Origin of the sequence: Priestia sp. SIMBA_032 (assembly GCF_046535215.1) — a bacterium.
Lineage (GTDB): Bacteria > Bacillota > Bacilli > Bacillales > Bacillaceae_H > Priestia > Priestia aryabhattai.
Genome location: NZ_JAWRXD010000017.1, coordinates 1 through 12,590 on the forward strand (window position 1 = coordinate 1; position 12,590 = coordinate 12,590).

Genomic DNA, 12,590 nt, shown 5'->3' on the forward strand with positions numbered 1-12,590 from the left:
ACCATATCCTGCTCGTACAACTATAGGCGTAGCATCCCTACCTCTAGGTGCACAGATTGAAATAGAAATGATAGCTAGAAGATCATAGAAATAACGAAGCAGCATCCCTTGATAAAGCAAGGAACGCTGCTTCGTATTAATTGTTTTTCTACAAGGTAAGTAACAGTAAAACTTTTTTTTACTAAAAAGTATTACTATTTACTTTTATAAATGATATAACAACAAATATTATCTATATTTAAAAATAAAAAATATTAATGATTTATTTAATAAGTTATTTTAAAATTATCTAACGTTTATTTTTTTATTTTGATGTACGTTTTGATAAAGTTATATATTGAAATATACAAATAGAAATTTCCTTTAACCCTTTTATTCAATAATTACGTTACAACTTTCTAAATATTTAAGATAGTTTATCTTTTAGCTTACTTCTACCTCGAGCAAGTCTTTTATGTTCATCCTCCTGAACTTTAAGAAAAACATGTAGTGGATAACTAATCTTTATATTTTATCAGTATTCAAACTAATCTCTACAGAATATTGAATGAATGGATTAAAACAAGAAAAATCTTGATTAAATAACTCTTTCAGAGATACAACTTGTTTAATAAATAAAAAAACCACTATTTTTATGCAGAAAAACATCAAATATGCAGAGAAACGCTCTCTGAGGAAATTATCTTTGATTTTATCTATACTGGATCATTTGATGCGAATTTCAGCGTTCTAGAAAATGTTATTTTCTTGCTATTATCGATTTTCAAAATGACTTCTTAATCTAGTCCAAATATATAACATACTATTATATAGAAGAAACTCATTAAAAGAAGCCTTTACTCAACGAGAGCAAAGGCTTTCTAAAAACTCAGGGATTGGAGAATACTTTATAAGTTTAAACCAATTTTAAAGCATACATACATTCCATGCAGCTTATAATCATAAGTCATTATTTATGTCTTAACCCTTCCTCAATCACTAAGTTATGTATATTAACCCTCACTAATAAATGCTATAGCTCGTCCAGGTGCTCCACCGCAGCCCTCAAGTTTAAGTGGTAAGAACATAAAATCCCATCTATCATATTCAAGCAATTCTTTAGGAAGGAAAAGTTCTTCAGCCAACCAAATTTCAGCCCCTAAAAGAAGTTCATGTTGTTCTAATCCTTCCCCATCCCTTGGCCCGCCAATACTTAAAGAATCAATAGCAATTCCTTTTACTTTTCTGTCATGAAGCCATTGAGCTCCGTCTATTCCAAGATAAGGCCAATTGTCAACATATTCTGTAGTCCAGTTTCTTTTATATCCCCAGCCTGTACAAAGAAGGATAATGTCTCCTTCTTTAATTTTATCGGCGTATGGTTCAAGATGTTCTACCCCAATTGCAGTATGTGCTTCGATATCGAAAAGATCAATTACAACAGCAGAACCTATGTAGCTCTCTATAGGTGTTTGGGCAATTGTTTTTCCATTTGGAAAATGATGATATGGGGCATCTACATGGGTTGATGTATGAGTATTTAAAGTAATTCTTTCTGATGTGTAACCATCTTTAGCTTTTAACGTTTCATAATTTATTTCCGTGAGACCATAATGAAGGTAGCCCGGATTATTGTGATAAAAAGTTTGTGATAAATCTAATAATTTCTTGATTTTCATTCAAGTTCCTCCACATAACATTGTTAAACAAAATTATAGATCAATAATTATTTTTAACGCTTGGTTTTTAGAGTTATTAAGTTCTTGCATGGCTTCATTAATCTCACTCAATTTCATATGATGAGTTACTATATGTTCTAAATCCTGAGCTCTTTCCGTTAAGATTCTTAAGGATTGGTTAAAATCTTCAGATGTATAGACATTAGAACCCTTTATTTCGATTTCATTTGCTTGTATAGCTCCCATATTGAGTGGTATATCGGAAGTAAATACGCTAACAATAATTACTCTTCCACCACGTCGCACCAGCTGTAATGCTTGGTTAATCACAGCTGGTGAGGTTACGCTGACTATAGCTATATCAAATCCATCCGGTGCATAAGAGTATGTCTTTGTCTCTATACTTTCTTTTTCAACATTAATTGTTTTTATCCCTAGACTGTTCGCTGTCTTTAAGCGAAAATCATTAATATCAGTACAAAAAACATTCTCTACACCCATTGATTGCATAGCTACTGCACTAAGGATGCCAATAGGGCCAGTTCCTAGTACAATAGCCTTCTCATGCTCTTGTACATTTCCTATCCTTGCCGCATGAACACCGACGGCTAGTGGTTCTGCGAGGACTCCAATATCATAGGATATAGATGATGGTAAAGTATATACTCGTTGTTCTGGAGCAACAAAATATTCCGCAAAGGTCCCTAACCATCCTCCTACCCCAGCCATAATCTTCGTCTTACATAGGTTGTACTCTCCATTTCGACAGTAACTGCACGTACCACAATTTTTTTGAGGCTCAACGGTTACACGATCTCCTACTTTAATCTTTTTTACCTCTGATCCAATGCTTACTACTTCTCCAGCAACTTCATGCCCTAAGATCATAGGAGCTCTCCGAAAAGGGTGCGTGCCATGGTAAGCATGAACATCCGATCCGCATATTCCGGCGACAACTACCTTTATGAGAACTTCTTCTCTACCAATTGAGGGTGTTTCAAATTCTTTTACTCGAACAAGGCCCTGTCTTTCTAGAAATCCCGTTTTCATTGTAAATTCCCCTTTACTTTTAATTAGTTAATCATGAAAATCTACATTAGTTGCTCTAGCGCTGTATGATCTTTACTTATTGTTTTACTGAAGATCCTCAGAAATAGTGCGCATTGTAGTCGTACCAATATAATACTATCCCATCAAACACAGGTACGCCATCAACGAATGAAGGAAAGAATCAGATTGATTCTTTCCTTTACTTTCTTTCGAGAGAGTTTTCTAATACGCTCTCATATTCGGCAATTTTATCAATTCGGTTTTCATGGCGGCCCCCAACAAATTGGGTCGTTAACCAAGTCTTCGTAATTTCACGAGCTAAACCTGGTCCAATTACTCGTTCCCCCATAGCTAAAATGTTAGTATCGTTATGTTCACGTGTCATTTTAGCTGAAAAAACGTCATGAACGAGTGCGCAACGAATTCCTTTTACCTTATTAGCCGCAATACTCATACCAATTCCTGTACCACAGATTAAAATTCCAAAATCTGCTTCTCCATTTGCAACTCTTTTTGCGACTGGAATCGCATAATCCGGATAATCAACCGAACTATTGCATTCACAGCCTAGGTCTTCGTATACTATAGACATTTCTTCTAATAGAGTTATAATCTCTTTACGAATATTTATTCCACCATGATCTGAAGCAATTAATACTTTCATAATGTTAACCTCCTTATTTAGCTATATTCATAATTAAACCTTTACCTATCTTTTTTAATACATTATTTCCTAGAACAATCCTCAGCGCACTTTCCATACCACGTTTTAACTCCTTCAGAGTTTTCTACATTCTCAATAACCTTCCCACATACCTGACAAATGATAGTTCCTTGTTTTACGTTAGTTTGCTTAGTCATGACCTACTCCCCCTTTTTATTTAGAGATGCATTAGTTTTATCTTTATTTCTATTATGAGAAATCATTAAGTTATAGAAAAAATATCTTTAAGCTAAAATCGTATCAAGTAGATTGTATTTATCATTATTACTGGATACTTTTGAATGAACTTTTTCAATATCTACATTAATTAAGTCATTTTCTTTAATTCCTACAGCCCTACCTGAATACCCTTTTAGTAATAATTCCACTGCCTTCATTCCCATTTTGCTTGCTAATATACGATCAAACGCGGATGGCTGCCCACCCCTTTGAATGAAACCTAATATACTTGTCCTTACACTAATATCCAATCGATCCTCCACATATTTTTGTAGTTCTTGAATGTTATACATGTTTTCCGTAATAAGAATAAGGTTATCTTTTTTTCCACCTTTAATTTTCTCGTTTAGTTTGGAACATATCTCTTCAAAATCCAATTTTCTTTCTGGTGTTGAGATAATTTCTCCCGAACCTGCTAAAGCAGAATACAGAGCTAAATCTCCACAATATCTCCCCATTACTTCCACAATGGTAGTCTTGTCATGGGATAAATCGGTATCCTTAATTTTACCGAGGCATTCTAATATCGTATTTAATGTAGTATCAAATCCAATTGAATAATCCGTATAAGATAAATCATTATCAATCGTTGCGGGTATACCAATGACGTTTACCCCTAATTCGTGTAATTTTTGTGCTCCTTTAAAAGAGCCTTCACCACCAATTACTACTAAATCATTAATTCCATGACCCTTTAATACATTTAATGCCTTGATTCTGCCTGATTCTTTCATAAATTCTGGACATCGGGAGGTTTTTAAAAATGTTCCGCCTTTATCCGCAATATAATCTACATCTGTAGAGGTTAATTCATGAAATTTACCTTCTATTAAACCCTGGTAACCGCCCTCAATTCCTATTACTTCTATATTGTAATAATGGGCTGTTTTCACTACTGCTCGAATAGCAGCATTCATTCCTGGCGCATCTCCGCCACTTGTTAAGACTCCGAGCTTCATCATTACTAAACACCTCTGCTATTCTGATCCATTTAAGAAAGGTGACTAACAGATATTAAAATCTAACTGTCAGTCCCTTCCGTTAACACAAACTTTCTTCCAAATAGGGATTAACTAGTTTTTTCTAGTTTATCTACTGTCCTTTTTTTAATAGCCTTCCCTGACTGTTTTAGTAAGAAGGCTACTATGAATGAACCTATAAACATGCTAATACCTAAAAAGGTCATGCTAGTATCAAAAGATCCTGTTAGATCTTTAATGTATCCCACGATGTAAGGTCCGAAGAACCCACCCAGATTACCAATACTGTTAATAAGAGCAATCGCACCTGCAGCAGCAGCTTCCGTTAGGAAAGATGGTGGAATCGCCCAAAATGGAGAATACGCACCAAATGCCCCACAAAGACTAATCGTCAAGAATACAAATGATAAAACAATGTTCTTATCTGCAACATAGCTACTAATAATCAGTGCAATCCCACTTGTTACTAAACAAGCAACTACGTGAAAACGTCTCTCATTTTTCTTATCAGAGTGGTTACTAACCAATATCATGGTGACCATTGCACACACATACATTAATCCTAAAATCCAGCCCATAGCATGCGTGCTAAGGGATGTGGTTTCAGATAAACCTTCTGAGATTGTCGGTAAAAACATTACAATGCCATAATAGCCAACCATCCAGAAAAAATAGCCTAAGGACAAAGTTAATACATCACGGTCTTTTAAAGCCTGACCAAAGGTATAATGTTTTGCTTCCTGTTTTTCCAACTTTTCTTTCGTGGTAACGTCGATTAACCATTTCTTCTCCTCGTTCGTCAACCATTTTACATCCTCAAGCTTATCGTCAAGATAGAAGAAACACACAATACCTAAGATTAGAGCTGGAATCGCTTCCAAAATGAACAACCACTGCCATCCAGCCATGTTTAACCAGTCAATACCTAATAAATAAGTAGAAAGAGGAGATCCTATTGCATTAGCACCAGGAATAGCAATCATAAATCCTGCAATCGCTTTTGCATGATGTTTTGTTTGATAAAAACCACTTAGATAAAAAACCATACAAGGATAAAAGCTAGCTTCAGCAACCCCTAAAAGAAATCGCGCTGTATAAAACTGCCATGGTGTTTGTACAAATGCTATTAAAATAGCAATCACAGCCCACGTAACCATTATTCTACTAATCCATTTTCTAGCCCCGACTTTCGTCATCATGGCACTACCAGGTACCTCTAAAAGGAAATAGCCAAGGAAGAAAATCCCTGCTCCTAATCCAAAAACAGCATTAGAAAAACCTAAATCTTCATTCATTTGTAATGCAGCAAATCCGATATTCACTCGATCAAGTATAGATATAGTAAAACATAAAAATAGAAATGGAATGAGCCTTAACGTTACTTTTTTGGTAGTTGAACGTTCTAAGTTAAGTGGATCCAAAATAATTCCTCCTAGGTTACCATCTTTCTCTTCTCTAACTTTAATTTCCTTAAGCTTTTAACCTGAACATCTATTCAAAGTTAATTAGCATAATAAAGGAAATAATGTTGATATAGAAAACGGTTAATCTATTTTTAATTCTTAAAAACATCTAGTTAACAAATTTTGTAACCCTTTTCAATTCATCTTATAAAAATGAATAAATTAAATGTTTTCTTACAGTATTCATTCGTTCTTTAAAATTACGATGAAATGAAAAATCTAGATGTATGTAGACTTTGTAAAATCTACTAGATAACATCATATACCAAAACCTTAATAGCAATATAGCAATACTATAAAATTACATCATTCACCAAACTAATCATCTACCCAATACTCAAAATCCTTGTACTAAACATCCACTAAAAAACGCTTACATTTTACAATTTCTTTTCCTATTCTTATCAAAATAATATTGAATCAGGAAAAAAACTTTAATAGTTTACATTACCTCCATCTTATAGACTTAGATACTTGTATACTAAGTTACCTTATATAAACAGTGTACTTATGTATCTACCAATTGTCAATATAATTATTTAATTAACTAGATTCTGAATATTATTAAATTCCGCACATGAAAACTGTTTAAAGCTTTTCTTTTTATTTTTTTATTATGGCAATGCTGGAGTTAACCACCTTCCTCCGTTCTATTCAGCATAAAAAAGACAGCTACTTTTAGCTGTCTTTTATCTTTATATTTGATATAAATACAATAAAAAATTAGTTAGAATTAACCTTTCCAATAGCGATCATATAAATTTTCCATATGAAAATTCATAATTCTCTCTGCTTCTTCTGCATCATGTTTTTCAATGGCATTAATAAGTAATTTATGTTCATCAAAATTGACTTCTCTGTAGTCGGGTCTTGTTACAGTTCTATCTCTTATAAATTTCCACATTTCCTGCTGTTTCATTGCGTTACTAATAGCCGCCATAATACTAATAAATAAATCATTGTGAGAAGCCTTTGCTATACCGTTATGTAGTGCTTCATCTGTTTCTGGTACATAAATACCAGCGTTTGTTTCTTCCTCCATTTTATTAATCGTTGCACGTAGATCCTTAATATCCTCTTCTGTAGCCCTCAAAGCCGCAAAACGTATAATAAGTGGTTCTATATTCATTCTAGCCTCAACAATGTCTTCAGGAGATGCTGATTCTGTTAAAAATGTTGATTGAGAGTTTTCGACTTGAACCTGCTTTACATATACTCCTTCACCTTGGCGGGAATAAATAAAACCATTTAAATCCAGCGCACTAAGGGCCTGTCTGATAGGTACACGGCTTACACCAAATTGTTCACATAGTTCTCTTTCAGCAGGAAGTTTATCCCCTACTTGAAACGCACCAGACTGAATCTCAGAAAGAATTTGGTTATAAATTTGAATATATAATTTGTTATTGGAAACTGGATTAAAACTAATGGAAATCACCTCTTTCTATAATTATTAACTCATTTTATTCATCATTAATTAGACGTCATTTATTATATACTGTTCTATTTATAGGGGCAACACGTCGCTCTCCTTCTCTTTAGAAGAACCTTACTTATATAGACAGAACCACCTTGCTATATAAGTGAGGAGTTGTGAATATAAAAACAATTATACAGACACACCATAATGGCATGCCTGTACAAGAGGAGTATAGATATTAATCCATATGTGAGCCACCGTTGATATCAATTTCTTCACCAGTAATATAAGAGGCTTCTTTTGAAGCTAAGAAGGCAATAGTGGCCGCAATTTCTTTTACTTCACCCGGTCTACCCATAGGAATACTATCAATCACAGCCTTTGCATCTTCTTCAGGAAGTGATTTCCAAATTTCTGTATTAACCAATCCAGGAGCTACGCAGTTAACTGTAATACCATCTAGGGCTACTTCACGTGCTAAGTTCTTTGAAAAACCTAGTACGGCTGCTTTCGATGCCGAATAGTGCGGTCCACCAAATACCCCTCCACCCCTTTTAGCTGAGACAGATGAAAGACTGATAATTCGACCATACTTTTGTTCTTTCATTGTTTCTAATACTGCTTGGGTACAGAGGAATAAACCGAACATATTAACGTTAAACACCTTTGTAATATCCTCAATTGTCATATCTTGAACGGTAACTTTTTGTGAAATCCCCGCATTATTAACTAAAATATCAATTCTGCCGAATACTTCAAGCGTTCTTTTTACCATGGCATCACATGATTCTTTACTTGTTACGTTTAACTCTACTCCTAGAGCTTTTCCGCCAGCTTCTTTTATTTCATTTACTGTATCTTGTACGCCGTCAAAATTGATGTCAGCTATAACAACCGCGGCTCCTTGTTCCGCAAGCGTTAGGGCAATTGTACGTCCAATCCCTTTTTTAGAACCACTACCAGTAATAATCGCTACTTTCTCTTTTAAATCGAACATATTATACTTCCCCCATCTTATCAACTTTATCTATTTCGTTTAATTAGTCTTAAATCAGTTCTTTAGCTGTTTTGATAATATTTTCTACAGTAATTCCATTTAACTCTAATAGTTTTTCATAAGGTGCCGATTGTCCAAATTGATCCTGTACACCAATTCTTCGAACTGTACCTTTTCCTTCTTCGGCAACTACTTCGCATACCGCACTGCCAAGACCATTTAGAATATTATGATCTTCAACTGTAATAATTTTGCCGATATTTAAACAATCAACCACTGCTTCTCGATCTAATGGTTTAATGGTATGCATATCTAGTAATTTCACAGATATCCCTTGTTTTTCTAATTCTTTCGTTGCTTCTAAAGCGAGTCGTACTGTATCGCCGTTGGCAATAATAGCGATATCGCTTCCATTTTTAATTTTTTTCGCTTTTCCAATTGTAAACTCTTCATTTTCATCGTAAATCATTGGAACCGTATCGCGAGTAAAACGAAGATATACAGGTCCGTACACTTTAGCAGCTTGTTCTACTAGCTTTCTAGTAGAATAATAGTCAGCCCCCATAATGACAGTCATATTTGGAACCGATCTCAATACACCCATATCTTCTATAGCTTGATGACTTCCGCCATCATTAGCTGGAGTTAGACCACCATGTGAACAAGCAATCTTTACATTTAAGTTAGGGTAACAGACTTCTTGTCTAATTTGTTCAAGCATTCTTAATGAACCAAAAACTGCGTAAGTGCTTACAAATGGAATTTTACCGGTTGTAGCAAGACCAGCTGCTAACCCAGCTGCATTCTGCTCTGCAATCCCTACATTAATATGCTGGTCAGGTAGTTGTTTGATAAAATTTACTGTTTTACACGACTTGGCAATATCCACATCAATTACATAAATATTTTTGTTTTCTTTCCCTAATTTTACGATTTCATCCCCAAAGGCTTCTCTCGTAGCTTTTTTTACTGTAAGATCTTTTTCTAGTATGCTCATTATTTTAAACCTCCCGCCACTTCTTCCATTGCTTGATGATATTGTTCTTCATTAGGAGCAACCCCGTGCCAATCAGCCACATCCTCCATGAACGAAACTCCTTTACCTTTTACCGTGTCACAAATGATACATTTTGGTTTTCCATTCTTCGCGATTCTTACTTCATCTAATGTTTCGACAATCTCTTCCATCGAGTGTCCATTAATTCGCTTCGTTTCAAAACCAAACGCATCAAATTTTTTCTCTAAATCTTGTAAAGGCATAATTTCATCACAAAATCCATCAATTTGAAGTCTATTATTATCCACGAACACAACTAAATTATCTAATTGGTATTTAACTGCCGTTTGAGCAGCTTCCCAAATTTGTCCTTCTTGACACTCTCCATCTCCTACTAAAGCAAAAACTCTATAGTCTTTAAAATCACGTTTTCCGGCTATTGCCATTCCAACTCCGCAAGAAAGTCCTTGTCCTAAAGAACCTGTAGAGATATCAATCCCTTTACATTTTTTCATATCTGGATGTCCTTGAAATGGAGAACCGTATTCTCTCAATGTGTATATCGTTTCGTAAGGAACAAAACCACGTAAAGCTAAAGCTGAGTACTGAATAGGACAAACATGGCCTTTGGAAAGTACGAATCTATCACGATCCGCCCAATTAGGATTGTTTGGGTCAACATTCATTTCCTTAAAATAAAGCGCTGCCATAATATCAGCTGCAGAAAGTGAGCCTCCTGGATGGCCAGATTGTGCTCCATAAATCATCGTAAGAGCTGTTTTTCTTAATTGAATAGCTTTTTCTTTTAATTCTTGAATACTAATGTCTTTCATTTTTAGTCACCTCATTAAATTATGACTTGCTATTTTGCTAAAGGATATATTGGTTATGATATAAATTAGTACACTTAGGTAACTTGTATACTAAGTATCTTTGTGACTTAAGTGTACATCTAGAATATTGATTCGTCAATAACGAGATTGAATTATTCGAATTTTTTATTTAAAATAAATTTATTTTTCTGGAGTTAAAGATAATAAAATCTCTGAATATATCTATATTTTGCTTTAAAACCTTTAAGTAAATTGTCTCGATTAAAGGTTAGAAATACTAATAACTTTATACCTTAATGAGGGCAACATTTATTTCTAAACATAAACTGTTAAGTCTCATTGAGTGAAAAATAACAGGTTAAAATAGGTGCCAAAAATTCTTTGTGAGCAACCTCTTTTACCACTTGATTTTATAATTTTTAAAAATAATAATTGTTGCATTATTCAAATATCGAGGTTAATATGAGCACGTATACATATCAAAAGAGGAGGAATTTTTTATGGGAGTAACATTTGCAGGAAATCCAGTAACATTGCTTGGTAATCAACTACAGGTAGGAGAAAAGGCTCCAAATTTCACAGTATTATCTAACGACTTATCTGAAGTGACTTTAAACGATTCAAAAGGATATGTACGCTTAATCAGCGTTGTTCCTTCAATCGATACAGGTGTGTGTGATGCACAAACGCGTCGTTTTAATGAAGAGGCGGCAAATCTTGACAACGTAAAGGTTTTAACAGTTAGCGTAGATTTACCGTTTGCCCAAAAACGTTGGTGTGGATCAAATGGAATCGAGAATGTTCAAACTCTTTCAGATCATCGTGACTTATCATTTGGTGAAGCATTTGGTGTAGCAATTAAAGAATTAAGATTACTAGCTCGCTCAGTATTTGTAGTGGATTCTAATGGTCTTGTGACATATGCAGAGTATGTAGGTGAGGTAACAGAACATCCAAACTATGAAGCTGCAATTGAGGCGGCAAAGGCAGCTAACTAATTAAATAATTTCTAAAATAACTTCAAAATATTAAACCAGCAGATATAAATACCAATAAAAAGCAGCATCCCGTATAAAAAAAGGATAGCTAAAAGCTATCCTTTTTTTATATGTTTTCTTTTTTATTATGAAGCCAGTCTTTTGCATTCTTCTGCACACTTTAAGCAAGCTTCTGCACACTTTTGACAATGATCATGGTTATGTTTTTTACACTCATTTCCACAAGCTTTACAAATCGTTGCACATACTTGAGCTAATTCAGACACAAATGGTGTATTTCTCCCTAGGGCTTGTTCTAAATAAGCACAAATATCTGCGCACTCTCGATCTAAGCGAATACATTCGGCCATCATTTTAACATCTTCTTCTTTTAGGCATGCGTCATAACAGTGATTACATGCCGTCATGCATTCGTGTAACGTTTTAATAACAGATTGATAATCTTCATGTGACATATTAAAGCTCCTCCTTCAATTTTATCTCTCTTTATTACAATAGACTTCCTATTCTTTTGTTAAACGTACAAATTCATAGATAAAAATTTTTTATTCTTTTATTTTAAATTCTAAAGAGGAAACGAATTGCAAGGGAGAAACAGATTTTTGGGTTATTAGAATGTCTTTATTGGTACGTTATAAGAAAGATAATATAGATTGAAAAAAAAGAAAAATTTATTTCTATTTCAAAAGAAGTTTATCCCCTGCTTAATATAGCCAAATGGTTATAAGCTTATAAATTTCATTTTCCATCCACTAGCTGTTATAAAAGACGTTTTTTTATCCCTAGTTAAGGGAAATAAAATAGAAATTTAGGAAAAAGAAGGAGTTAAGATGTCAAAAATGAGCAGGAAAGAAAACTATGGAGAGATTGAAATAGGTAAATACGAATTGTTCTTTAAAAAGAGTTATAAGATTATAAATACGATTAATGACTTCTTGATAGGTATCTGGTTCCTAATTGGCAGTATTTTATTCTTTTATGAGTCCTTAAAAAACATAGGGGTTTGGTTATTTGTGCTCGGAAGTGTGCAATTACTCATTCGCCCAACGATTAAATTAGTACATGATTTTCATTTACGCAAATATTTAAAGGAAGATTATCATAATAAATAATCTTTCTCATAGAGAACTATATTTTAAATTCTACATATATTCTTGTCACATTTTTAGAAATATGGATGGATATATAACTAAAGATTATAGGTAAACTAGTAAATCAGCTCCAATACTGCCTTTCAAAAGGACTAAGCAC

Annotated in this window: 13 protein-coding genes; 2 read left to right on the plus strand and 11 right to left on the minus strand. The window is 34.0% G+C overall.

Annotated features, from left to right (window positions below; genetic code table 11):
- Window positions 1-992: 992 nt before the first annotated feature.
- From SB717_RS26980 to SB717_RS27025, 10 genes are all read right to left on the minus strand, one after another.
- Window positions 993-1,658 (minus strand): cyclase family protein, encoded by a 666-nt coding sequence (locus tag SB717_RS26980; protein ID WP_410905561.1) that lies wholly within the window; start codon window positions 1,656-1,658, stop codon window positions 993-995.
- Between the two features lie 33 nt (window positions 1,659-1,691).
- Entirely contained in the window at window positions 1,692-2,708 is a 1,017-nt protein-coding gene (locus SB717_RS26985; RefSeq protein ID WP_410905563.1) for a zinc-dependent alcohol dehydrogenase, read from the minus strand.
- A gap of 199 nt (window positions 2,709-2,907) precedes the next feature.
- Window positions 2,908-3,372, minus strand: a complete 465-nt coding sequence (gene rpiB, locus SB717_RS26990) for a ribose 5-phosphate isomerase B (protein WP_410905565.1) — start codon at window positions 3,370-3,372, stop codon at window positions 2,908-2,910.
- A 62-nt stretch (window positions 3,373-3,434) separates the two neighbouring features.
- Entirely contained in the window at window positions 3,435-3,569 is a 135-nt protein-coding gene (locus SB717_RS26995; protein WP_410905567.1) for a GapA-binding peptide SR1P, read from the minus strand.
- A gap of 87 nt (window positions 3,570-3,656) precedes the next feature.
- The gene (gene pfkA, locus SB717_RS27000) at window positions 3,657-4,613 is read right to left on the minus strand and encodes a 6-phosphofructokinase (protein ID WP_410905569.1); all 957 of its coding nucleotides are present in this window, start codon (window positions 4,611-4,613) and stop codon (window positions 3,657-3,659) included.
- A 107-nt stretch (window positions 4,614-4,720) separates the two neighbouring features.
- Window positions 4,721-6,052 (minus strand): MFS transporter, encoded by a 1,332-nt coding sequence (locus tag SB717_RS27005; protein ID WP_410905571.1) that lies wholly within the window; start codon window positions 6,050-6,052, stop codon window positions 4,721-4,723.
- 775 nt (window positions 6,053-6,827) lie between these two features.
- Window positions 6,828-7,532, minus strand: a complete 705-nt coding sequence (locus SB717_RS27010; RefSeq protein WP_410905573.1) for a FadR/GntR family transcriptional regulator — start codon at window positions 7,530-7,532, stop codon at window positions 6,828-6,830.
- A 220-nt stretch (window positions 7,533-7,752) separates the two neighbouring features.
- Complete coding sequence (locus SB717_RS27015) at window positions 7,753-8,511, minus strand: SDR family NAD(P)-dependent oxidoreductase (protein ID WP_410905575.1); 759 nt, start codon at window positions 8,509-8,511, stop codon at window positions 7,753-7,755.
- Between the two features lie 49 nt (window positions 8,512-8,560).
- Window positions 8,561-9,508, minus strand: a complete 948-nt coding sequence (locus tag SB717_RS27020; protein WP_071275826.1) for a transketolase family protein — start codon at window positions 9,506-9,508, stop codon at window positions 8,561-8,563.
- Window positions 9,508-10,341 carry a transketolase gene (locus SB717_RS27025; RefSeq protein WP_410905577.1) on the minus strand — a complete coding sequence of 278 codons (834 nt, stop codon included), beginning with the start codon at window positions 10,339-10,341 and terminating at the stop codon, window positions 9,508-9,510. The genes SB717_RS27020 and SB717_RS27025 overlap by 1 nt, the downstream gene beginning before the upstream one ends.
- Window positions 10,342-10,841: 500 nt before the next feature.
- Between SB717_RS27025 and tpx the strand changes: the two genes are divergently transcribed.
- Window positions 10,842-11,339 carry a thiol peroxidase gene (gene tpx, locus SB717_RS27030; protein ID WP_410905579.1) on the plus strand — a complete coding sequence of 166 codons (498 nt, stop codon included), beginning with the start codon at window positions 10,842-10,844 and terminating at the stop codon, window positions 11,337-11,339.
- Window positions 11,340-11,464: 125 nt separating this feature from the next.
- Here tpx and SB717_RS27035 read toward each other — a convergent pair whose 3' ends face one another.
- The gene (locus SB717_RS27035) at window positions 11,465-11,794 is read right to left on the minus strand and encodes a four-helix bundle copper-binding protein (protein WP_410905581.1); all 330 of its coding nucleotides are present in this window, start codon (window positions 11,792-11,794) and stop codon (window positions 11,465-11,467) included.
- A gap of 375 nt (window positions 11,795-12,169) precedes the next feature.
- Between SB717_RS27035 and SB717_RS27040 the strand changes: the two genes are divergently transcribed.
- Window positions 12,170-12,451 (plus strand): YrhK family protein, encoded by a 282-nt coding sequence (locus tag SB717_RS27040; protein ID WP_410905583.1) that lies wholly within the window; start codon window positions 12,170-12,172, stop codon window positions 12,449-12,451.
- Window positions 12,452-12,590 lie beyond the last annotated feature (139 nt).